Raw genomic sequence first — 23,533 nt, 5'->3', positions numbered from 1 at the left:
GCTACTGGATCACCACCTTGACGATGCCGGTGAGGGCGATCTGGGCGAGGGAGAGGGGGACGAGAAGGGTCCAGGAGAGCTTCTGGAGCTGGTCCTCGCGCAGCCGGGGGTAGGTGACGCGCAACCAGATCACGATGAAGGCGAGCACGGCCGTCTTCAGCAGGGTCCAGACCCAGCCGAGGCCGTCGGCCCCCCAGGGGCCGTGCCAGCCGCCCAGGAAGAGGACGGTGGTCAGACCGCACAGGACGACGATCCCGGCGTACTCGGCGAGGAGGAACAGAGCGAAACGCAGGCCGGTGTACTCGGTGTACGCGCCGAAGATGATCTCCGAGTCGGCGACGGGCATGTCGAACGGCGGGCGTTGCAGCTCGGCCAGCCCCGCCACGAAGAAGACGATCGCGCCGACGATCTGCCACGGCAGCCACCACCACTCGAAGGCGTTGAGGATGCCGGGCAGGGAAACCGTGCCGGCCGCCATGGCGACGGAGGCGGCGGCGAGGAGCATCGGGAGCTCGTAGGCGAGCAGCTGGGCGGCGGTGCGCAGGCCGCCGAGGAGGGAGAACTTGTTGGCGCTGGCCCAGCCGGCCATGAGCGAGCCGAGGACGCCGACGCCCATGACGGCGAGTACGAAGAAGATGCCCGCGTCGATCAGTACACCCACCGCTCCCTCGCCGGGGCCGATGGGGATGGCGAGCAGGACCAGCAGATACGGGAGGAGGGCCACGGCAGGGGCGAGCTGGAAGATACGGCGGTCCGCGCCCGCCGGGACCACGTCCTCCTTCTGCGCGAACTTCACGCCGTCCGCGACGAGCTGGGCCCAGCCGTGGAAGCCACCGGCGTACATGGGGCCGAGGCGGCCCTGCATGTGGGCCATCACCTTGTGCTCGGTCTGACCGATGATCAAGGGGAAGGTGAGGAAGACGCCGAAGACGATCAGGAGTCGCAGGGCGACGTCGAGCACGTCGTTCACTGCCGGCCTCCTTGGGGGGCTTCGGGGGTGGGGGGTGGTGGTTCGTCGGGTGCCGAGTCCTGAGGGGCGGGCGGCTCCGCTTCCGGGCCCGGCTCCGGCTCCGGCTCCGCGCGCTCGGGCGCAGGCCGCTGCGGCGGCTCAGCCTCGTTCGCCTGCGCTTCCGTCGGGGCCGCCGTCTCCGCCGCTCCCCTGTCCTCCGGTTCCGGCGCGTCCTTGGTCTCCGGCTCCGCCGGGTCCTTGCTCCCCGGCCCCTCCGCGTCCTTGCTCCCCGGCCCCTCCGCGTCCTTGCTCCCCGGCCCCTCCACGTCCTTCGTCTCGGGCTCGTCGAAGGCCGGGCGGGCGTGATGCCACGGAGCGTCAGGGCTGCGCGGGGTGGCCGGGCGGGTCGGCTTCTCCGCCGCCGGTGCCTGGGCGCGCTGCGAGGCGGAGCCCTCGGACGCGCTGCGGGCCCGGCGGGGGCCGGCAGGGGCCGCCGTAGCGGAAGGCCCTGCCTGCTCGGCAGCGTCCGTACCCTCCGCGCGCTGGGACGCGGACCCCTCACTCGCGCTCCGCGCACGACGAGGAGCCGTCGGCGCAGCTGGAGCCGCCGCAGCGCCCTCCCCACGCTGCGACGCCGACCCCCCACTCGCGCTCCGGGCGCGGCGCGGGGCGGTCGGCGAGGGGGTTTCCGTGGGGGTGTCGGCGGCGGCCGTCGGCGGCTGGCTTGCGGAGCCCTCCGCGGCGGTGCGGGTGCGGCGTACGGGGCGTTCGCCCGCAGGGCGGGCCGTGCCCCGGGCCGGGCGGGTCGGAGCCGGGGGGAGTTGGCCCTTGAGGGGGCCCCACTCGTTCGGGTCGGGGACGCCCGGCGGGAGCATCTGGCGGCGCTTGGGGCCGCCGTGTTCGGACTCGCCGGGCTCCTTCGCGCCGGGCCAGGCCTTGGCGACGCGGGCGGCGAGGACGAAATCCTTGCGGAGGGGGTGGCCTTCGAAGGTCTCCGGTAGGAGGAGGTGCTCCAGCGCGGGGTGGCCCTCGAACATGACGCCGAACATCTCGTGGGTCTCGCGTTCGTGCCAGGCCGCGCCCGCGTAGACCTCGACAGCGGAGGCGAGGACGGGAGCCTCGTGCGAGACCGTGGTGCGCAGCAGCAAGCGGCGTACGGGGGCGAGGGCGACCAGGTGCGCCGAGACGCGGAAGCCCATGCCCGGTTCGTCGACCGCGCTCAGCCAGTCGAAGTAGGTGCAGCCGAGCTCGTCGCGGGCGGTGCGCAGGGCGGCGGTCCAGGACGTGGGCGGTACGTCCACGGTCAGGAGCGCGTACGACTCCTCGGCCGTGGCCTCCGTACCGAAGAGGTCCTCGGCGGGGGCGGGAAGCCAGCCGACCGTGCCGTTCATCGGGCCTCCCCCGCGCCGGTGCCGCCTGGGGCCGGCGGTTGGACCAGGCCGCTCTGCAGGGCCGCCGCCGACGGGCGTGCGGAACCGTACCGCTCCCCCAGCGACTCGCGGGCGATCTTCTCCTGGAGCTTGAGGATGCCCTGGAGCAGCGCCTCGGGGCGGGGCGGGCAGCCGGGGACGTAGACGTCGACGGGGATGATCTGGTCGACGCCCTTGGTGACGGAGTACGAGTCCCAGTACGGGCCGCCGCAGTTGGAGCAGGCGCCGAAGGAGATGACGTACTTCGGCTCGGGCATCTGTTCGTACAGACGCTTGATGGCGGGCGCCATCTTGTCCGTGACGGTGCCGGACACGATCATCAGGTCGGCCTGGCGGGGGCCCGGCGCGAACGGGATGACGCCGAGGCGGATGAAGTCGTGGCGGGCCATCGACGCGGCGATGAACTCGATGGCGCAGCAGGCGAGGCCGAAGTTGAAGACCCACAGCGAGTAGCGGCGGCCCCAGTTCAGGACGACCTTCATCGGCTCGGGGGCGAGGCGCGCGAGGGCGCCGAGGCGCTTCGGCTCCGGCAGCAGCACGGGTTCCGGGGCCGGTACCGAGGGAGTCGTTTCTGGCGTCACGTCCATGCCAGGACACCCTTCTTGTATGCGTAGAGCAGGCCCACGGCCAGGAAGCCGAGGAAGATGAACATCTCCACCAGGGTCGTCGCTCCGTAACCGGGGGCGGCGAAGACGGTGGCCCACGGGAAGAGGAAGATCGAGTCGATCGCGAAGATCACGTAGAGGAAGGCGTAGACGTAGTAGCGGACCTGGGTGTGGGCCCAGCCCTCGCCGACGGGGTCGACACCGCACTCGTAGGTCAGGAGCTTCTCGGGGGTGGGCGCGACGGGGCGCAGCAGTCGGCCCGCGCCGAAGGCGATGGCGACGAACAGCACGCCGATGGCGGCGAGCAGTCCGACGACCGAATAGGACTGGAAGTAGTCCGCCGCGACGACGGCGGTCGGTTCGACGGTCGATTCCCGCACGTCCGTCCCTCGCTCCCCTGACCTCGACCCTATGACTTTTCGTGAACGCCGCTGTTCGACGACCTGTACGCAACGTGAGTCTAGGGCCTGTTAAAGGGACAGTAAGCAGCCCATCACGCATCGAGAGACAGGGGTAGAGGCAAGGGTGGGGTTTTCCTCAGTGAAAGGTGGCGGTGCACCTCATGGCGTGGGCGCTTGCCGCCGGGCACGCTAGCCCATGTGACCGAGAAACTCCTGTCCGCGAGCGCGGCGACGGCCGACCGAAACCCGGACCGCCCGCCGCCGGCACGCCTCGCCTATGACGCGCACACCTGGAAGGAGATCGCGCATCTCCTGGCGAACCTGCCGATGGCCCTGCTGGGCTTCGTCTACGTCGTCACGGTGCTGCCCACCAGCGCCTTCCTCACCGTCACGGTGATCGGCTTCCCGCTGCTCGCCGCAGGTCTGCTGGGCGCCCGGCAGCTCGGCAGACTGGAGCGGGCGCGGGCCAGGAAGCTGCTCGGCGTGCGCGTGGACGAGCCGAGCCGGCTGCCCGTGCGGAGCGCCGGCGGCCTCTTCCCGCGGCTGTGGATGGCGCTCAAGGACCCGGTGGCCTGGCGGACCGTCCTGTACGACTTCATACGGCTGCCGTGGGGCATCCTCACCTTCACCCTCACGCTGACCTCGCTGTTCGTGCTGTGGCCGGTGCTGCCGTTCATCGCGCGCGGGCTGGCCAACGTGGACCGGGCGATGGTGCGCGGCCTGCTGTCGCCCTCCGACGAGCTGGAGCGGCGCATCGCCGAGCTGGAGTCCGATCGGGGGGTCGTGGTCGACACGGCCGCCGCGGATCTACGACGGATCGAGCGCGACCTGCACGACGGGGCGCAGGCCCGCCTGGTCAACCTGGCCATGGGCCTCGGCCTGGCCAAGGAGAAGCTGCTGGAGGACCCCGACTACGCGGCGGCGATGGTCGAGGAGGCGCACGGCGAGGTGAAGCTGGCGCTCCAGGAACTGCGGGACCTGGCACGCGGCATCCACCCGGCGGTCCTCACCGACCGCGGCCTGGACGCCGCCCTCTCCGCGGTCGCCTCACGCTGCACGGTGCCGGTGAAAGTGACTGTCGACCTGGAGTACAGACCGGCCGAGGCCATCGAGGGCATCGCCTACTTCACCGTCTCGGAGCTGCTGCAGAACGTCAGCAAGCACAGCGGCGCGAAGGCCGCGTCCGTCGACGTGTGGCGCACCGAGGAACGCCTCCTCATACAGGTCGCCGACGACGGCCGGGGCGGCGCCCACCTCGACGGCGGCACGGGAATGCGCGGCCTGGCGGAACGCCTCGACGCCGTCGACGGCCTGTTCGTCATCGACTCCCCATCGGGCGGCCCGACGGTCATCACCGCGGAACTGCCGTGGCGGGACCGGCAGCGCTGAGGGGGTAGGGAAAACCCCCCGTTCAAGATGCCGACGGCCTCCATGGTCCGCAGGCGCAGGGCACAGCAGGGTTGGAGGTGCGACAAGCAAGCAGCAAGCGCCGAGCAAACAGAGCCGCGCAAACACAGCAGACCGAGGAGAACGGGGACCAAACCAATGGCCACGGAGTACGGGCACGGCTACGGACGCCGGAATGGGGCGTCCGACTGGGGTGCGGAAGGGAACGTCGGGCGGCGGTTCCGGCTGCCCGCCGGGCTGCGCGCGCCGTTCGAGGGCCGCACATGGCGGGAACTCGCGTACGTGCTGCTCAGCCTGCCGATCAGCGTGCTGATGTTCACGTACGCCGTGACGATGCTCGCGCTCGGCGCGGGCCTGCTGGTGACGTTCCTCGGCATACCGGTGCTGGCGGCGGGACTGGCCGGCTGCCGGGGCCTCGGCGCGCTGGAGCGGGCGCGGGCGCGCGGACTGCTCGGGCTCGAGGTGGCCGACCCGGAGCCGCTGCGGGTGCGGAAGAGCGGCCCGATGGCGTGGATGGGCGCGGTCCTCAAGAGCGGCACGTCCTGGCGCCACCTGCTGTACGCGGTGCTGCACTTCCCGTGGGCCGTGTTCTCCTTCGCCATCGGGGCGAGTTTCTGGGCGTACGGCTGGGCGCTGCTGACGTACCCGGTGTGGTTCTGGCTCTTCCCGATGTACGGCGGGCAGGACGGGCTGCAGCTGTACGGCGACGAGACGCACCAGATCTACCTCGACAACCCGTTCGAGATCACGGTGACAGCGCTGGTGGGGCTGCTGTTCACGCTGGCCACGCCGTGGATCGTGCGGGCACTGACCCTGGTGGACCGGCTGCTGGTGCACGGGCTGCTCGGGCCGTCGCGGCTGGCGACGCGGGTGGTGGAGCTGGAGTCGGACAGAGGAGTCGTGGTCGACACGGCCGCCGCGGATCTGCGCCGCATCGAGCGCGATCTGCATGACGGGGCGCAGGCCCGCCTGGTGGCGCTGGCGATGGATCTGGGGCTGGCGAAGGAGAAGCTGGCCGAGGATCCGCGCGCGGCGGCGCAGATGGTGGACGAGGCGCACGGCGAGGTGAAGACGGCGTTGCAGGAACTGCGGGACCTGGCGCGCGGCATCCATCCGGCGGTCCTCACCGACCGCGGCCTGGACGCGGCGCTCTCGGCGGTCGCCTCGCGGTGCACGGTGCCGGTGCAGGTGGACGTGGACCTGGCGTCGCGGCCGGCGCCGGCGATCGAGGGCATCGCGTACTTCACGGTCTCCGAGCTCCTGCAGAACATCAGCAAGCACGCGCAGGCGACCTCGGCGGCGGTGGACGTCTGGCGGTCGGAGGACCGGCTGATGTTGCAGGTCATGGACAACGGCATGGGCGGGGCCGAGGCCGGCGCGAACGGGAGTTCCGGTCTGGCCGGGCTCGCGGAGCGGTTGGACGCGGTGGACGGCATATTGGTGATCGACTCACCGGTGGGCGGCCCCACCCGCATCACAGCGGAACTGCCCTGGCGCGGGTGAACCACCCAGCACCTCGGCACACACCGCCCACCTTCGCACGCCGCCCTCTCACCTGCCCCAGCAACCCAGCGCCCCACCGCACCACCCGGCACCCGGCCCCCGGCACTGGACCTCGGCAGCTGGCATCCAGCACCCGCTCCGTCTCACCCGCCCGGCACCCGCCCCCCACCGCACCCACCCACCCACCCAGCACCCCACCACATGCCCTCACTCACCCACCCAACACCCAGCCCCAAGCCCTCACTCACCCACCCAGCACCCACCCGCACCCACCTCTCCCCCACCCAAGCCCCAACCCACCCCGCCTCCACCCAAAACCTGAAATGCTTGACGGGTCATAGGGGCGGAGTCGAGCAACGGGGGCCGAGGATCGTGGAGGACAGGGTGCGAGTGGTCATCGCCGAGGACTCGGTGCTGCTCAGGGAGGGCCTGACCCGGCTCCTCACCGACCGAGGGCACGACGTCGTCGCCGGAGTGGCCGACGCGGAGGCGTTGATCAAGACCATCACGGAGCTGGACGCCGAGGGCAGCCTGCCGGACGTCGTGGTCGCCGACGTGCGCATGCCGCCGACGCACACGGACGAAGGCGTCAGGGCTGCGGTGCAGCTGCGGAAGACGCATCCGGGGCTCGGCGTGCTGGTGCTGTCACAGTACGTGGAGGAGCGCTACGCCACGGAACTGCTGGCCGGTTCCAGCCGGGGGGTCGGCTATCTGCTGAAGGACCGCGTGGCAGAGGTGCGGGAGTTCGTGGACGCGGTGGTGCGGGTGGCCGAGGGGGGCACGGCGCTCGACCCGGAGGTCGTGGCGCAGCTGCTCGGGCGCAGCCGTAAGCAGGACGTGCTCGCGGGGCTCACGCCGAGAGAGCGGGAGGTTCTGGGGCTGATGGCCGAGGGGCGGACCAATTCGGCCATCGCCAAGCAGCTGGTGGTGAGCGACGGCGCGGTCGAGAAGCACGTCAGCAACATCTTCCTCAAGCTGGGCCTGTCCCCGAGCGAGGGGGATCACCGCCGGGTCCTCGCCGTGCTGACGTACCTGAATTCCTGAGGCCCACCTCAGGCGGTGAGCGTCCTGGACAGGTAGTCATCATGCAAATGGTCGAAGGAAGGCGAGCCGCACAGACGTAGGGTTGATCCTGGGAGGACCCTGTGGGGTCGGTTCCCGACAGCCGCCTCGAAGGAGGAGCAGTTCAGTGACGAGCCAGGTCAGTAGCCCAGCGGAGCAGACCGACGGAGCCGTCGTGGGAGAGCAGCGCAAAGCGGCCGGCGTCAAGGACGTCCGCCGTCTCGACCGAGTGATCATCAGGTTCGCGGGGGACTCGGGTGACGGTATGCAGCTCACCGGTGACCGCTTCACCTCGGAGACCGCGTCGTTCGGTAACGACCTGTCGACGTTGCCGAACTTCCCGGCCGAGATCCGTGCCCCTGCCGGGACGCTGCCCGGTGTCTCGTCGTTCCAGCTGCACTTCGCCGATCACGACATCCTCACCCCGGGCGACGCGCCCAACGTCCTCGTCGCCATGAACCCGGCGGCGCTGAAGGCGAACGTGGGGGACCTGCCGCGCGGTGCGGAGATCATCGTCAACACGGACGAGTTCACCAAACGGGCGATGCAGAAGGTCGGCTACGAGGCGAACCCGCTGGAGGACGGTTCGCTCGACGGCTACCAGCTGCACCCGGTGCCGCTCACCACGCTCACGGTGGAGGCGCTGAAGGACTTCGACCTCACCCGCAAGGAGGCCGAGCGCAGCAAGAACATGTTCGCGCTGGGCCTGCTGAGCTGGATGTACCACCGTCCGACCGAGGGCACCGAGAAGTTCCTGAAGTCGAAGTTCGCCAAGAAGCCCGACATCGCGGCCGCCAACATCGCCGCCTTCCGGGCGGGCTGGAACTTCGGCGAGACGACGGAGGACTTCGCCGTCTCCTACGAGGTCGCCCCGGCCGCGAAGGCCTTCCCGGTCGGCACCTACCGGAACATCTCCGGCAACCTCGCCCTGGCCTACGGCCTGATCGCCGCAAGTAGGCAGGCGGACCTGCCGCTGTTCCTGGGCTCGTACCCGATCACCCCGGCCTCGGACATCCTGCACGAGCTGAGCAAACACAAGAACTTCGGTGTGCGCACCTTCCAGGCCGAGGACGAGATCGCGGGCATCGGCGCGGCGCTGGGCGCGGCGTTCGGCGGTTCGCTCGCCGTGACCACCACCTCCGGCCCGGGCGTTGCGCTCAAGAGCGAGACCATCGGGCTGGCCGTGTCGCTGGAGCTGCCCCTGCTGGTGGTCGACATCCAGCGCGGCGGCCCCTCGACGGGTCTGCCCACCAAGACCGAGCAAGCCGACCTGCTCCAGGCGATGTTCGGCCGCAACGGCGAGGCGCCCGTCCCGGTCGTCGCGCCCCGCACGCCCGCCGACTGCTTCGACGCCGCCCTCGAAGCCGCCCGGATCGCGCTGACCTACCGGACGCCCGTCTTCCTGCTCTCCGACGGCTATCTCGCCAACGGCTCCGAGCCGTGGCGGATCCCGGAGCTGGACGAGCTGCCGGAGCTGACCGTGCAGTTCGCGCAGGGTCCGAACCACACCCTGGAGGACGGCACCGAAAGCTTCTGGCCGTACAAGCGTGACCCGCAGACCCTCGCCCGCCCCTGGGCGATCCCGGGCACGCCGGGCCTGGAGCACCGTATCGGCGGCATCGAGAAGCAGGACGGCACGGGCAACATCTCCTACGACCCCGCCAACCACGACCTGATGGTCCGCACCCGGCAGGCCAAGGTCGACGGCATCGATGTCCCGGACATCGAGGTCGACGACCCGGCCGGCGCGAAGCTGCTGGTGCTGGGCTGGGGCTCGACGTACGGGCCGATCACCGCGGCGGTACGACGCCTGCGCGCGGCCGGACATCCCATCGCTCAGGCACATCTGCGCCATGTCAATCCGTTCCCGCGGAATCTCGGCGAGGTGCTGGCACGTTACGACAAGGTGGTGATCCCCGAGATGAACCTCGGGCAGCTCGCCACGCTGATCCGGGCGAAGTACCTGGTGGACGCCCACTCGTACAACCAGGTCAACGGCATGCCGTTCAAGGCCGAGCAGCTGGCCGCGGCGTTGAAGGAGGCCATCGATGGCTGAGACGTCCATGGAAGGCACCGGCACGATCGAAGCGCTCTCCCTGGTGCCCAGGGCCGAGGGCAAGCAGTCCATGAGGGACTTCAAGTCCGATCAGGAAGTGCGCTGGTGCCCCGGCTGCGGTGACTACGCGATCCTCGCCGCGGTCCAGGGCTTCATGCCCGAACTGGGTCTGGCGAAGGAGAACATCGTCTTCGTCTCCGGCATCGGCTGCTCCTCCCGCTTCCCGTACTACATGAACACCTATGGGATGCACTCCATCCACGGCCGGGCCCCCGCCATCGCCACGGGCCTGGCCACCTCCCGCCGCGACCTGAGCGTGTGGGTCGTCACCGGCGACGGCGACGCGCTGTCCATCGGCGGCAACCACCTCATCCACGTCCTGCGCCGCAACGTCAACCTCAAGATCCTGCTGTTCAACAACCGGATCTACGGCCTGACCAAGGGCCAGTACTCCCCCACCTCCGAGGTCGGCAAGATCACCAAGTCGACCCCGATGGGCTCCCTGGACGCCCCGTTCAACCCGGTGTCCCTGGCCCTGGGCGCGGAGGCCTCGTTCGTCGCGCGGACCATCGACTCCGACCGCAAGCACCTCACCGAGGTCCTGCGGGCGGCGGCCGCCCACCCCGGCACCGCGCTGATCGAGATCTACCAGAACTGCAACATCTTCAACGACGGCGCCTTCGACGCCCTGAAGGACAAGCAGCAGAGCCAGGAGGCGGTGATCCGCCTGGAGCACGGGCAGCCGATCCGCTTCGGGCCGGACAACACCCGCGGGGTGGTCCGGGATCCGCAGACCGGCGACCTCACGGTCGTCACGGTCACGCCGGACAACGAGCAGCAGGTGCTAGTTCACGACGCCGCCGCCGACTCCCCGACCACCGCTTTCGCGCTCAGCAGGCTCGCCGACCCGGACACGCTGCACCACACCCCGATCGGCGTCTTCCGCTCCGTGGACCGCCCGGTCTACGACACCCAGATGGCCGACCAGCTCGACACCGCCATCGAACAGAACGGCAAGGGCGACCTCGCCACACTGCTCGCGGGCGGCGACACCTGGACCGTCGTCGGCTGAGCCACAGCCACACCCCAGCAACACCGGCAGTACGCCACAGGCCCGGGCTCAGGCCCGGGCCTCGTCGTATGCCTTCCGCGCCCGTTCCACGTCCCCCATCCGCCGCTCCGTCCACAGCGCCAGCGACCGCACCTGGTCCGCGGCCTCGCGGCCGAGGTCGGTGAGGGAGTAGTCGACGCGGGGCGGGATGACGGGCTGGGCGTCGCGGTGGACGAACCCGTCCCGCTCCAGGGTCTGCAACGTCTGGGTGAGCATCTTCTCGCTGACCTGCCGGACCTCGCCGATCGCCCGGCGCAGCTCGCTGAACCGGTACGGCCGTTCCATGAGCCGGATCAGCACCAGTACGCCCCAGCGGCTGGTGACGTGCTCCAGGACCAGCCGGTAGGGGCACATCGCCTCGCCCTCGGGCTTCCCTGCACTCTCTGCCATGCGAGTACCTTACTTCAAAGTGGGTACTTTCGCAGAGTTAGTGCCCCTCTTAGGGTGAGTGCCACACCTGGACATACGCACCCGTACAGAGGAGCCCCCATGAGCATCGTCGTCACCGGAGCCACCGGACACCTTGGCCGCCACGTCATCGAGCAGCTGCTGGAGAAGGTCCCGGCCGACCAGATCACGGCCGTCGTCCGCAACGCCGAGAAGGCCGCCGACTTCGCCAACCGCGGTGTGAAGATCGCGCTCGCCGACTACAACGTGCCCGCGACGTTCGACGCCCTGTTCTCCGCCGGCGACAAGGTGCTGCTCATCTCCGGCAACGAGTTCGACAAGGGCCGAGTGGCCCAGCACAAGGTCGTGATCGACGCCGCGAAGGCGGCCGGCGTCGCGCTCCTCGCCTACACCAGCGCCCCCGGCAGCCTCACGGCCGCCCTCGCCGACGACCACCGCGCCACCGAGGAGGCGGTCCTGGCGTCGGGCGTGCCGTATGCGCTGCTGCGCAATGGCTGGTACCACGAGAACTACACCGAGCAGCTCGCCCCGGTGCTGGAGCACAACGCGGTCGTCGCCGCCGCCGGTGAGGGCCGGGTGGCCTCCGCCTCGCGCGCCGACTTCGCGGCCGCCGCCGTCGCGGTGCTGACCGGCGAGGGGCACGAGAACCAGACGTACGAGCTGAGTGGCGACGAGGCGTGGAGCTACGCGGAGTACGCGGCCGAGCTCAGCCGGCAGACCGGCAAGGAGATCGCGTACAACGCGGTCTCCGTCGAGGCCTACCAGGGCATCCTGACCGGCGCCGGCCTGCCCGAGCCGCTCGCCGCGATCCTGGCCGGCGTGGACGCGTCCATCGAGAAGGGCGAGCTGGCCGTACGCACCGGCGACCTCTCGCGCCTGACCGGTCGTCCGACCACCCCGCTCTCCGAGGCCATCACCGCCGCGCTCAAGGGCTGACCTGAACCCGCCCACCCGTGCCTGTCATGACCGTATGGCGATACGTCCATGACAGGCACGGGTGGTCGGCGTTACCTTCGTGCGGGCGGGCTGACGTACGAAGGAGGGGCCGGTGGCCAGGAAGTCGATGGGCGAGAGCCACATAGGACTGCTGAACGGCTTCGCGGCCTACGGAATGTGGGGACTCGTCCCCCTTTTCTGGCCGCTGCTGAAGCCCGCCGGCTCGGTCGAGATCCTCGCCCACCGCATGGTGTGGTCGCTCGCTTTCGTCGCCGTCGCGCTGCTCTTCGTACGACGCTGGAGCTGGGCCCGCGAGCTGCTGCGGCAGCCGCGCCGCCTCGGGCTCATCACCGTCGCCGCGGCCGTGATCACCGTCAACTGGGGCGTCTACATCTGGGCCGTCAACAACGGACAGGTCGTCGAGGCCTCGCTCGGCTACTTCATCAACCCGCTGGTCACCATCGCGATCGGCGTGCTGCTGCTGAAGGAGCGGCTGCGGCCCGTGCAGTGGGCGGCGGTCGGGATCGGCTTCGCGGCCGTGCTCGTGCTCACCATCGGCTACGGCCGCCCGCCGTGGGTCTCGCTCGTCCTCGCCTTCTCCTTCGCCACCTACGGCCTGGTGAAGAAGAAGGTCAACCTCAGCGGCCTGGAGTCGCTGACCGCCGAGACCGCGATCCAGTTCCTGCCCGCGCTCGGCTATCTGCTGTGGCTGACCGCCCAGGACGAGTCGACCTTCCACACCGAGGGCCTGGGGCACGCGGCGCTGCTCGCCGCGACCGGCGTCGTGACCGCGCTTCCGCTGGTCTGCTTCGGCGCGGCCGCGATCCGCGTGCCCCTGTCGACGCTGGGGCTGCTGCAGTACCTGGCCCCGGTGTTCCAGTTCCTGCTGGGCGTCCTCTACTTCCGCGAGGCCATGCCGCCCGAGCGCTGGGCCGGGTTCGCGCTGGTCTGGCTGGCGCTGACGCTGCTGACCTGGGACGCGCTGCGCACCGCGCGCCGGGCGGCCCGCACGCTGAAGGCCGACAGGATCGTGCCCGCCACCACCATCACGACCGGCACGGTCAGCGCCGTACGGAACGCGGACAGCGTGGCCTCCGGGCCCGATCCGGTCGTCGACGCCAAGCCGTAGACGGCGGTCACCGCGGAGATCCCGATCGCCGAGCCGAACTGGGTCGCGGTGTTCAGCAGCCCGCTCGCCAGGCCCTGCTCCTCCTCCGCGACCCCGTCGGTCGCCGCGATGGTCAGCGGCCCGTACGCCAGCGCGAACGCCGTGCCCGCGATGATCAGCGTCGGGAACATGGCGGCGTACGACCAGTCCATCCCGACCGGCAGGAACAGCCCGTAGGCGACGACCGCCAGCACGAAGCCGCCGAGGATCACGCGGGCGTTGCCGAAGCGGGCGACCAGCTTCGGGGTGAGCGTCGGGGCAAGGACGGCGTCGCAGCCCATGACGACCAGCGCGATCGCGGTCTGCAACGACGACCAGCCGCGCAGCTCCTGCAAGTACAGCGTCACCACGAACTGGAAGCCGAAGAAGGCCCCCACGAAGAGGAGTGCTCCCAGATCGGCGCGCACCACGGAGCCCTTGCGCAGGATGCCGAGGCGCACCAGCGGCGCGGCGGCCCGCCGTTCGACGGCGACGAAGGCGGCCCCGAGCGCCAGCGCGGCGAGCCCGGCGACAGCGGTGAGCGGCCAGTCGTGCAGACCGTGTTCCAGCCGTACGACGGTGTAGGCGGCCAGCAGCATGGCGCCGGCGGCGGTGACCGCGCCGAGCAGGTCGAAGCCACCCCCGTCACGGCCACGCCCGTCACGCTCCACCGGACCCGCCGCGGGCACCAGGCGCACCGCAGCGACCAGCAGCGCCCCCGCCAGCAGCACCGGCGCGAAGAACACCCACCGCCAGCCGATCGCGGTGAGCAGCCCGCCGATGACCAGTCCCAGCGAGAAACCGCCGGCCGCGGTGCCCGCGAAGACCAGCAGGGCCTTGTTGCGCTGCGGGCCCTCCTCGTAGGAGGTGGTGATCAGCGACAGCGCGGCCGGAGTCATGAAGGCCGCCGCGACGCCGGTGACGAACCGGGCCACGACGAGCATCCAGCCGTCGGTGGCGAAACCGCCGAGCCCGGAGAAGAGCAGGAAGACCGTCAGCCAGGTCAGGAACATCCGACGGCGGCCGAGCAGGTCGGCGGCGCGTCCGCCGAGCAGGGTGAAACCGGCGTAACCGAGGACGTACGCGCTCATCACCCAGGCCGCGGTACCGGTCGACAGCGCCAGATCGGCCCTGATCGACGGGATCGCGACAGCCATCATCGCGACGTCGATGCCCTCCAGAAAGATCGTTCCGCACAGCACGAGCAGCAGAGCCCAGGCACGGGCGCCCATGACCACACTCCCGGAGATAGACAGAGGTCGGTTACCGGATTGAGGGTCGGTTCCCTCTTGTAACCATGGCCAGCCTGCGGCAGCATCGACAGACATGGAAGAAGGCACTTTGAAGTCACCGAGAAACTGCGGGAGCACCGTGGACTACGGCGACACCGACCCCTTCCAGTGGGACACCCGCGAGGGCTGCGAGGTACGGCAGATCCTGGACCGGGTCGCCGACAAGTGGTCCCTGCTCGTCATCGCCCTCCTGGAGAACCGCAAGCTCCGCTTCACCGAACTGCGCCGGGAGATCGACGGCGTCAGCCAGCGCATGCTGACGGTCACCCTGCGCCAACTGGAGCGGGACGGCCTGGTCAGGCGCACGGTCCACCCCGTCGTACCGCCCCGCGTCGACTACGAGCTCACCCCCCTGGGCGGCACCCTGCACGCCACGATCCAGTCGCTGGTGAAGTGGACGGAGGAACACCAACGCGAGATCGCGGCGGCCCGGGCGGCGTACGACGCCCGCGAGACGCAGGAGACTCAGGAGGCCCGCGTCGGCTAGGGGGTCGCCCTGCGGACGCGGTGGGCGCGTACCTTCGCGCGAGCGCAACGCGCCGGTGCGGAAGCGCCGGTTCCGCAGGCGGCGTCACCCGGCCTGTCAGTCACGTAAGCAATATTGGTTGCATGACTGAGAAGGCATCCTCACCTGTGCACTGGAAGCTCGTCATCGACGCCAACGACCCGCACGCGCAGGCCGACTTCTGGGCTGCCGCGCTGGGCTACGAGGTCGAGGACAACAGCGCTCTGATCGAACGGCTGCTCCAGCTCGGCGCGCTCCCGGTCGCCGGCACTGTGGACTTCCACGGCCGTCCGGCCTTCCGGGACCTGGTCGCCGTACGGCATCCGGACGATCCGTACGAGGAGCAGAGCGGCACCGGGCTGGGGCGGCGGGTGCTGTTCCAGCGCGTGCCGGAGTCCAAGGCCGGCAAGAACCGGCTCCACCTGGACCTGCACCCCGCCGAGGGGCGGCGGGCGAGCGAGGTGGAGCGGTTGCGGGGGCTGGGAGCGAGCGTGCTGCGGGAGGTCAAGGAGGCTGGCGGGGAGTGGGTGGTGATGGCTGATCCGGAGGGGAACGAGTTCTGCGTGCACTGAACGAGTTCCGACGGAAAGGGGCGGGGCCACTCAGGCGCCGGACGCCCTACCCGCCCGCGCGGCGAGGCGGCCCATGCGGGCGCGGGCTGATTCGAGCTCGTCGACGTCGTCGGCGGCCGGACCGGCCTCGGCGGCCAACTCGCTCCACAGACCGATCAGTTCACGCCCCAGGTCCAGGCCGAGCGCGGGATCACGCACGGCCCGCCAAGCCGTCGCCGCGCTCTGCACGTTTCCGTAGGCGCCCTCCGTGTCGTGCGTACGGCGGTGAATGCGGGCCACGTCCAGGGAGAGACGGAAGGCTCGGACCGGGTCGGCCGCCAAGTAGGCGATATATGCGGTGAGTTCGAGCAGCCGGAGCAGTTCGGGGTGATCCGGGGCAAGGTTGGCCGACGCCTCGGCCAGGGCTTGCTCCGCGAGGGCCGACGCGGTGTCTATCTGCCCCGACTTCACGGCTTCGCCGATACGGGCTGTGGGTTCGGCGAGGAGGGTGGAGGTGGGGCTCGGGAGATCCGCGGGCTCAAGGATGGCTTCGGCGACCGCGTCGAAGCCGCGGGGTGGGGTGGGCTTCGGGTCCAGGTCCAACTCCGGGGCTGGGCCCAGGTCGGGCTCCGGCTCCGGCGTGATGAGTGGCTCCGGGTGCGGCCTCGCGTCCATGACCGGCGGCGGCCCGAACTCGCCCAGCGGCTGCGGCTCCTGAACCGCCCGCAGCCTGAAGGTCGGCGTGGCGGTGGCCGCGGAGTTCGGCGGCGTGCGCAGCAACTGCGTCGCGTTGTCCTGCGTTGCCTGTGCGGGCCGGCCGGGTTCCTGAGGCGGCCGAGGCGGAGCCGGTGCGGGCTCCTGCCGTGGGCGCGGCGGCGCGGGTACGGCTTCCTGCGCCGGGCTCGTCCGCACGGGCTCCGCCGTGAAAGAACTGGACCCGTCCGGGTGAACCCGAAGCGGTACGACGTACCCGATCCGTTCGTCGTGAACCGTGGCGAGGACGGGCCGACCGGTGACGAGGGCGATGCGGTGGAGGTGGTTCAGAACCGTCTGCTGGAGTTCCTCGCCGGGCGCGGGGACGACCGGGACACCGCCGATCGAGGCGCTGCCGGTGCCGCCGGAGCCCTGTCCGGCGCCCGGAACGTGCACGTCGATCACCGCACCCGCGGTCCGGTACTGCTGTTCCCGCTTCTTCTCGCGGCCTGGTCGAGACATCGGTTCCCTCACTCGCCGGCGTCCACACCTCGGCGGACCCTACCGTCGAGTCTCACCGCTTCCGCACCATGCACGCGTCACCGGGGCGTCACAGCCTCGTCCCAAGACCCGGCACCCCCGTCACCGACTTCTCCGCGGTCACGCGAAGATCGATGGAGGACGATCGCCGGCCGACGGCGGAGAGGAGCGGGCATGCGGACGAGCGCGCGACAGGGACCGGGGATCTGGCTCCGCGGCCCAGTGGCCGTGCCACCGGCACCGGAGCCCGCTCCCACCTCCCCCGGCACGGTCCGGCGTTTCTCCTGGGTCGGCACCCACGGCGGGTCGGGGGTCTCCACGCTCGCAGCGGTGTACGGCGGTCAGGACTGCGGACGTGACTGGCCCCGCCCCGCCGATCCACCGTCGGTGCTGCTCGTCGCCCGCACGCACGCGACCGGGCTGGCCTCCGCCGTCCACGCCCTGGAGATCTTCCGGCGCGGCGAGGCCCCGGCCGGGCTCGACCTGGACGCCGTAGTCCTGGTCGCGGACGCGCCGGGCCGGTTGCCCCGCCCTCTCGTCCAGCAGATCAGGCTCATCGAGTCGGTCGTCGACGTGTACCGGGTGCCGTGGGTGCCCGCCTGGCGGCTGGGTGATCTCAGCGGGCGCCCGCCTCGCGAGACCGAGGCGCTGGTCCGGCTGACGGCGACGGTTCGCTGAGCCACCACTGAGCCGACCTGGGGCTCTGGCTCGTCCCCCGTCGAATCCCCATGACACTGGACGCCATCTAGATGCTTGTGCATATACTGCATGAGCAGGTAATCGCCGTACGCCGCACATCCGGAGACTCCTGGGGGACACTATGACCCGACGCTTCCTGTTCGTGCTGGGCAGCAGCCGCAGCGACGGCAACACCGAACTGCTGGCCCGTAGGGCCGCCGAGCAGCTCCCCGCCCATGTCGATCAGCACTGGATCGACCTCGCCACGCACCCCCTGCCCGACTTCGAGGACCTCCGGCACGACAGCGATCACGTCCGCCCCACGGAGGGCAATGTCGCGCTGCTGCTCGACGCCACGCTCGCCGCGACGGACATCGTGATCGCCTCCCCGCTCTACTGGTACTCGGTGTCGGCCCACGTCAAGCGCTACCTGGACTACTGGTCGGGCTGGCTGCGCACCCCCGGCCTCGACTTCAAGGCGACGCTGGCCGGCCGCACGCTCTGGGGCGTCACCGCGCTCGCGCACGAGGAGACCGAGGTCGCCGACCCGCTGATCGGCACCCTCAACCACTCGGCCGCGTACATGGGGATGCGCTTCGGCGGAGTCCTGCTGGGCAACGGCAGCAAGCCCGGCGACGTACTGAAGGACACCGAGGCCCTCACCCGCGCGAAGACGTTCTTCGCACAGGAGGCGCCGCTCGCCCATTTCCCGTACGAGGCCCAGTAGCCCGGACGGCTACGCGGTGATGTCCTTCGTCGTGAACCGAGCCCACGCCGCCGATCCGAACACGATCGCGTAGAGGGCCTGCAGGCCGAGGTTGCGTATCAGGTCGTCCCAGTAGACCGGCTCGCGCATCAGGTCGGCGAAGGACAGCCAGTAGTGGGAGAAGAAGTACGGCTGTATCGCGTGCAGTTGGGGAATCTGGTCGAGGATCTGCACGGTGATCAGCAGCCCCACGGTCGTCGCCATCGCCGCGATACCGCTGTTGGTCAGCGTCGAGACGAACAGGCCGAGCGCCGCCACGCCGATCAGTGAGGCGGCGACGACCAGGGCGATCAGCAGGGCTCTGGCCAGGCCTTCGGCGAAGCTGATCCGCGTGCCGGAGATGGTCGTCAGATCTCCCAGCGGGAACAGCAGCGCCCCGACGGTCAGCGCCGAGACGGCGACGACCAGGGTGGCCGCCAGACAGAAGGCCAGCGTCGTCGCGTACTTGGTGAGCAGTAGGCGCGTACGGCCGGCCGGGGCGACCAGGAGATAGCGCAGGGTCCCGGCGTTCGCCTCACCGGCTATCGCGTCGCCCGCGACGACTCCGATGGCCATCGGCAGGAAGAACGGCAGGGTCGCGGCGAGGGCGGTGAAGACGAGGAACAGGCCGTTGTTGGTGATCTGCGTGATGAACGCCGGTCCCTCGCCGCCACCGCCGCCACCCAGGGACGAGCTGTCGCTGGTCTCGATCTTCACGGCGATGCCGACCAGGACGGGTACGGCGGCCAGCACGCCGAGCAGCGCGAGGGTGCGCCAGCGCCGGAAGGTGGTGGTCAGTTCACTGCGCAGCAGACCGAAGGTCCACAGCGGGCTGCGGCGGGAACCGATGACCTCAGCCTGCGACATCGAAGCCCTCCCCCGTCAGTGCCACGAACGCGTCCTCCAGAGACGCCCGTTCCACGCCGAAGCCGCGGACCCGCACGCCCGCCGCCACCAACGCGGCGTTCAGCTCGGCGAGTTCCCCCTCCGGTGGCTCCCCGGTCACGCCGTCCTCGGTGACGGCCACATCACCGACCCCGCGTTCCTTCAGCACCCGGGCCGCGTCCGCGGTGTCCGGCGTGGTCACCACCAGCCGGCCCCGCATCCCCGCCGCCAGGTCCGCCACCGTGCCCTGGGTGATCAACCGGCCCTGCGCCATCACCGCCGCGTGCGTGCAGACCTGCTCGATCTCGTCGAGGAGGTGCGAGGAGAGGAACACGGTCGTGCCGTCGGAGGCCAACTCGCGGATCAAGGCGCGGATTTCGCGCATGCCCTGCGGGTCGAGACCGTTGGTCGGCTCGTCCAGGACGAGCAGACGGCGCGGCTGGAGCAGGGCGGCCGCGAGGCCCAGCCGCTGCTTCATACCGAGCGAGTAGGCCTTCGCCTTCTTGCCCGCGGCCGCCGCGAGCCCCACCCGGTCCAGCGCCGCCGCGACGCGGGCACGCCGGGTGCGTGGGTCGGCGGACGGGTCTGCGGAGTCGTACCGCAGGAGGTTGTCGCGGCCGGAGAGGAAGCCGTACAGGGCCGGACCCTCGATGAGGGCGCCCACGTGCGGGAGCACGGCGCGCGTGGCCCGGGGCATGGGGTGCCCCAGCACGTGCGCCGTGCCCGACGTGGGCTCGATCAGGCCCATCAGCATGCGGATGGTGGTGGTCTTGCCGGAGCCGTTCGGGCCGAGGAAGCCGAAGACGCTGCCCGCCGGGACGGTCAGATCGAGGCCGTCGACGGCGAGCTGTCCGCCGCGGTAGCGCTTGGTGAGCGCGCGGGTGTGGATGATGCCCTCACCCGCGGCGTCCCTCAGCGGCCCCGTGACGGACGGCTCGTCCATGCGTCCCCCCGATGTGTCGTCGTACTCGTACCGAACTCACACCCGGCACCGAACCCCGGGCTCACTTCCCGGAGTCGGCGCTCACTCCCGGCTCACTTCCCCGAGTCGGCCGCCTTCACCAGCGCGTCCTTCGTGACAGCGCCGACGTAGACCTTGCCGTCGTCCGTGATCAGCGCGTTGACCAGGCGGGTCTTGAAGACCGTGCCCGAGCCGAACTTGCCGGTCACCTCGTCGCCCAGGGAGCCCAGGAAGCTGCCCATGGCGCCCGCGTCGCCCATGTCACCGCGCTTGGCGTCGGAGGGCATGCCCTCGGCGCCGGAGTCGATGACGGCGACGGACGTCCAGCCCTCGCCTATGACGTTCAGCCCGTCGAGGCCCTTGGCGAAGTCCTCCTCCTTGGGCTGCTGCGAGTGCTCCGGCGCGTCCACGCTGCCCTCCTCGGTCACCTTCGCGCCCTTGGGCGGGGTGAAGTCGAAGGTCGAGGCGGCCGGCTTGGCGAAGCTGATCTGCGTGAAGCCCGCGTCCACCACGGCGGCGCCGCCGCTCGCCGGGGTCAGCGTGAACTTCAGCGGCAGCCCGGTCTTGGCGTCCACCGCCACGCTGATCGCACCCACCGTGGAACCGGACTGCTTCGGCTCGATGACCAGCTTGTAGGCGTCACGCCCGGCGACCTGCGCGGTGCCGTCGACGGTCACGGACGTGGTGTCGTCGACCGCCTTCAGCGCCTCCTCGGCGAGCTCCTGGGGTGTGGCCGGGACCTCTCCCTCGCGCTGCTCGGCGCCCTCGGTCGCGGTGCCGTGGTAGACCTCGTTGGACGCGCTGTCGTAGCCCCAGACGTCCTTGCCGTTGTGGATCAGGCTGTACTCGGCGGCGTCCTCCAGCAACGACAGCTTCTGCTTGTCGGGGCCGTCGGCGGCGACGCGCAGGGTGTGCGTACCGGAGGCCAGCTCGGTGAGCTTGGCCGACGGGTCGGCGGAGGAGCCCTCGCCGCCGGACGGGGTCGCGCCGGACATCAGCTCGCTCTCCAGGCCGCCCAGGTCGGGCAGTCCCAGATCGGTGCTGATCTTCACCGTGCCGGACAGCTGCTGTACGTCCGATGCGGCGATCTTCTCTATGAGTTGCTGCGCGGTGATCTCCGGAAGGTCGGGGCTGCCGGAGTCGGCGATCGCGGGGACGAGCCCGATGGTCCCCGCCGCCACCCCCAGGACCGCCGCCGGGACGACGTACCGCGCGGCCTTGCGCCGCCGCGCCGCGCGCAGTTCGTCCGCGTCCGCCACGGCCGTGGTGTCGTCGGATTCGTACGGTGCCATGTGTGCCTTACCTCCGTCGTCGGCGGCGGCTGTCTCGTCACGTCCCCGCATGGGTCCCACCCTGAGCCGCCATTCTCACCCGGATCGGTGAGGAGTGGTGTGTTCCGTGGTCTCCATCTGACCAAATCGGGCGGCGAGAAGCGTCAGACCCGGGAGCCAACTCCGCGTACTGCTGCGGTATGACACGACAGGACGGGATCTACTCCCGACCCGTAGGGGTTCGACGGGGCCACGACAACAAACCGGAGCCACGACAACGAGCCGGAGCCACAACAAGCCGGAGCCACGACAACAAGCCGGACGGCCGACGCCCGGCGAACCGGCCGTCGACCCTGCCGACCGGACCAGGGCTATCCGGCCCGGTGCACCACCGCGTCGCACAGCTCCGTCAGCGCCGCCTTCGCGTCGCACTCGGGCAGCGGCGCGAGCGCCGCCCGCGCCTCCTCCGCGAACCGTACGGTGTCCCGCCGGGCCTGCTCCAGCGCCGGGTGCACCCGCAGCGCGGCCAGCGCCTGCGCGTGCCGCGTGTCATCGGTCAGATCGGAGTCGAGCAGCTCGCACAGCGCGATGTCCTCCGCCAGCCCCAGCCGGGCCACTCGCTCCCGCAACCGCAGCACGGGCATCGTCGGGATGCCCTCCCGAAGGTCGGTCCCCGGCGTCTTGCCGGACTCGTGGGAGTCGGAGGCGATGTCCAGCACGTCGTCCGCGAGCTGGAAGGCGACGCCCAGCCGCTCCCCGTACTGGGTGAGCACGTCCACCACCGACTCGTCGGCCCCGGACATCATCGCGCCGAACCGGCACGACACCGCCACCAGCGATCCGGTCTTGCCGGCGAGCACATCGAGGTAGTGCTCGACCGGGTCGCGCCCGTCGGAGGGGCCCGCGGTCTCCAGGATCTGCCCGGTCACCAGCCGTTCGAACGCCTCGGCCTGCACCCGTACCGCCTCGGGCCCGAGGTCGGCCAGGATGTGCGAGGCCCGGGCGAACAGGAAGTCGCCGGTGAGGACGGCGACGGAGTTGCCCCAGCGAACGTTCGCGCTCGGCACCCCGCGCCGTACCGCCGCCTCGTCCATCACGTCGTCGTGGTACAGCGTCGCGAGGTGGGTCAGCTCCACGACCACGGCGGAGGGCACGACTCCGGGCGCGTACGGGTCACCGAACTGGGCCGTGAGCATCACGAGCAGCGGCCGGAACCGCTTCCCGCCGGCCCGCACCAAATGCTGCGCGGCCTCCGTGATGAAGGGGACCTCGCTCTTGGTGGCTTCGAGCAACCCTTCCTCGACAGCCGCCAATCCGGCCTGGACATCGGCTTCCAGAGCCTGGTCCCGCACGCTCAGCCCGAACGGCCCGACGACGGTCACGAGGGGTCTCCTGTCTGCTGGTGTCTACTGGCGATTACGCGGAATGTCGATAGGTCGCTGCCTTCACTCAAGTCAGCGTATCCGGTCACGTTTCGATCACCGAGGCCGCCCACCGTTACACCTCGGGCGGTATCGGATCACGCCGGGTATGTTTTTGATCAGTTGATATGAGCAGGTATTTATCGACTCAGCCGGAAGAGGTGACCTTTGCCCCGCACCGCCGTCGATACCGCGCCCGGTCTGGAGGTCTGGGAGCGCTTCTCGTTCCTCGGCATGCTGGCCATCCTCGTCCTGTACTTCGCCGACACGCTCGCAAACGGCGGCTTGGGCATGTCCGCCGGAACGGCCGCCTCCGTCTCCGCCGCCTACGGCACCCTCGTCTACCTGGTCTCCGTCGCCGGCGGCCGACTCGCCGACCGCGTCCTCGGCTCGTACCGCGCCGTGCTCTGGGGCGGCGTCCTGATCGCCTGCGGCCACTACGCCATGGCCGTACCCACCGCGATCAACATCGGCGCCTTCGCGGGCCCCCTGGTCACCGGCCGGCTCGGCGACCACCAGGGCTGGCACTGGGGCTTCTCGGCGGCCGCGACCGGCATGACGTTCGGCCTCGTCCGGTACGTCACCGGCCGCCGTCACCTGGCCGGACGCAAGCACGCCGCGCAGTTCGCGCTCGCGCCGGAGGCGATAGGCCGTGCCGTCCGCCTGACCGCCACCGGGCTCGTGATCGCCACCGCGCTCGCGTGGCTGCTCGCCGCAGCCGACCGGCTGGCCATGGACCTCTTCGTCGACCTGCTCACGCTCGTCTCGGTGATCGCCCCCGCCGGCTACTTCATGATCATGTTCATGAGCCCGCGGGTGACCCCCGAGGAACGCGGCCGGCTGCGCCCGTACGTCGTGCTCTTCCTCGCCCCCACCACCAAGCTCGCCCCGGCTGCCTTCGCCGGCCTGGCGGTGCCGGCCGGCGCGCCCTGGCTGCGCCGCACCATGCACCCGGTCCACTGAAGCCATCCCTGGG

21 protein-coding genes and 2 pseudogenes are annotated in these 23,533 nt (G+C 70.7%); 12 read left to right on the top strand and 11 right to left on the bottom strand.

The features are described 5' to 3' along the window. Position 1: 1 nt before the first annotated feature. The 4 genes from SSP24_RS12430 to SSP24_RS12415 are packed head-to-tail and all read right to left on the bottom strand — an operon-like array spanning position 2 to position 3,364. Positions 2–970 carry a complex I subunit 1/NuoH family protein gene (locus tag SSP24_RS12430; protein WP_141309579.1) on the bottom strand — a complete coding sequence of 323 codons (969 nt, stop codon included), beginning with the start codon at positions 968–970 and terminating at the stop codon, positions 2–4. Next, the gene (locus tag SSP24_RS12425) at positions 967–2,340 is read right to left on the bottom strand and encodes an NADH-quinone oxidoreductase subunit C (RefSeq protein ID WP_141309578.1); all 1,374 of its coding nucleotides are present in this window, start codon (positions 2,338–2,340) and stop codon (positions 967–969) included. Before SSP24_RS12425 ends, SSP24_RS12430 begins: the two co-directional genes overlap by 4 nt. Further along, a complete protein-coding gene (locus SSP24_RS12420; protein ID WP_141309577.1) occupies positions 2,337–2,966 on the bottom strand; it encodes an NADH-quinone oxidoreductase subunit B in 630 nt (209 codons plus the stop codon). The genes SSP24_RS12425 and SSP24_RS12420 overlap by 4 nt, the downstream gene beginning before the upstream one ends. Next, positions 2,957–3,364, bottom strand: coding sequence for an NADH-quinone oxidoreductase subunit A (locus tag SSP24_RS12415; protein ID WP_141309576.1), 408 nt, complete (start codon positions 3,362–3,364; stop codon positions 2,957–2,959). Before SSP24_RS12415 ends, SSP24_RS12420 begins: the two co-directional genes overlap by 10 nt. 219 nt (positions 3,365–3,583) lie before the next feature. Here SSP24_RS12415 and SSP24_RS12410 point away from each other — a divergent pair, with 219 nt between their 5' ends. The 5 genes from SSP24_RS12410 to SSP24_RS12390 all read left to right on the top strand — a co-directional run bounded on the left by SSP24_RS12410 (position 3,584) and on the right by SSP24_RS12390 (position 10,485). Beyond that, positions 3,584–4,774 carry a sensor histidine kinase gene (locus tag SSP24_RS12410; protein ID WP_141309575.1) on the top strand — a complete coding sequence of 397 codons (1,191 nt, stop codon included), beginning with the start codon at positions 3,584–3,586 and terminating at the stop codon, positions 4,772–4,774. A 156-nt stretch (positions 4,775–4,930) separates the two neighbouring features. After that, on the top strand, positions 4,931–6,295 hold the full coding sequence (locus SSP24_RS12405; RefSeq protein ID WP_141309574.1) for a sensor histidine kinase: 1,365 nt from the start codon (positions 4,931–4,933) through the stop codon (positions 6,293–6,295). A gap of 384 nt (positions 6,296–6,679) precedes the next feature. Next, entirely contained in the window at positions 6,680–7,339 is a 660-nt protein-coding gene (locus SSP24_RS12400) for a response regulator transcription factor (protein WP_280527080.1), read from the top strand. Positions 7,340–7,484: 145 nt separating this feature from the next. After that, positions 7,485–9,413 (top strand): 2-oxoacid:acceptor oxidoreductase subunit alpha, encoded by a 1,929-nt coding sequence (locus SSP24_RS12395; RefSeq protein WP_141309572.1) that lies wholly within the window; start codon positions 7,485–7,487, stop codon positions 9,411–9,413. After that, positions 9,406–10,485 (top strand): 2-oxoacid:ferredoxin oxidoreductase subunit beta, encoded by a 1,080-nt coding sequence (locus SSP24_RS12390; protein WP_141309571.1) that lies wholly within the window; start codon positions 9,406–9,408, stop codon positions 10,483–10,485. The genes SSP24_RS12395 and SSP24_RS12390 overlap by 8 nt, the downstream gene beginning before the upstream one ends. A 48-nt stretch (positions 10,486–10,533) precedes the next feature. On the opposite strand, the gene SSP24_RS12385 is transcribed toward SSP24_RS12390, so the two are convergent. Beyond that, a complete protein-coding gene (locus SSP24_RS12385; RefSeq protein ID WP_141309570.1) occupies positions 10,534–10,914 on the bottom strand; it encodes a winged helix-turn-helix transcriptional regulator in 381 nt (126 codons plus the stop codon). Positions 10,915–11,013: 99 nt separating this feature from the next. Between SSP24_RS12385 and SSP24_RS12380 the strand changes: the two genes are divergently transcribed. Next, positions 11,014–11,868, top strand: a complete 855-nt coding sequence (locus SSP24_RS12380; RefSeq protein ID WP_141309569.1) for an SDR family oxidoreductase — start codon at positions 11,014–11,016, stop codon at positions 11,866–11,868. Between the two features lie 127 nt (positions 11,869–11,995). Further along, positions 11,996–12,997, top strand: a complete 1,002-nt coding sequence (gene rarD / locus SSP24_RS12375) for an EamA family transporter RarD (protein ID WP_141309703.1) — start codon at positions 11,996–11,998, stop codon at positions 12,995–12,997. A gap of 80 nt (positions 12,998–13,077) precedes the next feature. On the opposite strand, the pseudogene SSP24_RS12370 reads toward rarD, so the two are convergent. Next, positions 13,078–14,172: pseudogene (locus SSP24_RS12370) on the bottom strand (MFS transporter); the annotation flags it as partial. A gap of 169 nt (positions 14,173–14,341) precedes the next feature. Between SSP24_RS12370 and SSP24_RS12365 the strand changes: the two are divergent. After that, positions 14,342–14,794, top strand: coding sequence for a winged helix-turn-helix transcriptional regulator (locus SSP24_RS12365; protein WP_141309568.1), 453 nt, complete (start codon positions 14,342–14,344; stop codon positions 14,792–14,794). Between the two features lie 122 nt (positions 14,795–14,916). Then, positions 14,917–15,384: a VOC family protein gene (locus SSP24_RS12360; protein ID WP_141309567.1), complete on the top strand. Its 468-nt coding sequence runs from the start codon at positions 14,917–14,919 to the stop codon at positions 15,382–15,384. Positions 15,385–15,414: 30 nt separating this feature from the next. On the opposite strand, the gene SSP24_RS12355 is transcribed toward SSP24_RS12360, so the two are convergent. Then, the gene (locus SSP24_RS12355) at positions 15,415–16,578 is read right to left on the bottom strand and encodes a tetratricopeptide repeat protein (RefSeq protein ID WP_141309566.1); all 1,164 of its coding nucleotides are present in this window, start codon (positions 16,576–16,578) and stop codon (positions 15,415–15,417) included. A gap of 192 nt (positions 16,579–16,770) precedes the next feature. Between SSP24_RS12355 and SSP24_RS12350 the strand changes: the two genes are divergently transcribed. Together SSP24_RS12350 and SSP24_RS12345 are read left to right on the top strand one after the other, a co-directional pair. Beyond that, positions 16,771–17,274 carry a DUF6668 family protein gene (locus tag SSP24_RS12350; RefSeq protein WP_141309565.1) on the top strand — a complete coding sequence of 168 codons (504 nt, stop codon included), beginning with the start codon at positions 16,771–16,773 and terminating at the stop codon, positions 17,272–17,274. A 142-nt stretch (positions 17,275–17,416) separates the two neighbouring features. After that, positions 17,417–18,001 carry a flavodoxin family protein gene (locus SSP24_RS12345; RefSeq protein ID WP_141309564.1) on the top strand — a complete coding sequence of 195 codons (585 nt, stop codon included), beginning with the start codon at positions 17,417–17,419 and terminating at the stop codon, positions 17,999–18,001. 9 nt (positions 18,002–18,010) lie between these two features. Here the strand turns inward: SSP24_RS12345 and SSP24_RS12340 are convergent, their stop codons facing one another. The 4 genes from SSP24_RS12340 to SSP24_RS12325 all read right to left on the bottom strand — a co-directional run bounded on the left by SSP24_RS12340 (position 18,011) and on the right by SSP24_RS12325 (position 22,518). Then, on the bottom strand, positions 18,011–18,886 hold the full coding sequence (locus SSP24_RS12340; protein WP_141309563.1) for an ABC transporter permease: 876 nt from the start codon (positions 18,884–18,886) through the stop codon (positions 18,011–18,013). Beyond that, the gene (locus SSP24_RS12335) at positions 18,873–19,847 is read right to left on the bottom strand and encodes an ABC transporter ATP-binding protein (protein WP_141309562.1); all 975 of its coding nucleotides are present in this window, start codon (positions 19,845–19,847) and stop codon (positions 18,873–18,875) included. Before SSP24_RS12335 ends, SSP24_RS12340 begins: the two co-directional genes overlap by 14 nt. A gap of 92 nt (positions 19,848–19,939) precedes the next feature. After that, complete coding sequence (locus tag SSP24_RS12330) at positions 19,940–21,157, bottom strand: LolA family protein (protein ID WP_141309561.1); 1,218 nt, start codon at positions 21,155–21,157, stop codon at positions 19,940–19,942. 350 nt (positions 21,158–21,507) lie between these two features. Further along, positions 21,508–22,518 carry a polyprenyl synthetase family protein gene (locus tag SSP24_RS12325; protein WP_141309560.1) on the bottom strand — a complete coding sequence of 337 codons (1,011 nt, stop codon included), beginning with the start codon at positions 22,516–22,518 and terminating at the stop codon, positions 21,508–21,510. A gap of 228 nt (positions 22,519–22,746) precedes the next feature. Here SSP24_RS12325 and SSP24_RS12320 point away from each other — a divergent pair. Then, positions 22,747–23,424, top strand: a pseudogene (locus SSP24_RS12320) (POT-type proton-dependent oligopeptide transporter); the annotation flags it as partial. Positions 23,425–23,533 lie beyond the last annotated feature (109 nt).

The sequence above is a fragment of the Streptomyces spinoverrucosus genome, from assembly GCF_006539505.1.
GTDB lineage: Bacteria > Actinomycetota > Actinomycetes > Streptomycetales > Streptomycetaceae > Streptomyces > Streptomyces spinoverrucosus.
The sequence above is the reverse complement of the archived record's forward strand: the minus strand, read 5'-3'. Positions and strand labels throughout refer to the sequence as shown.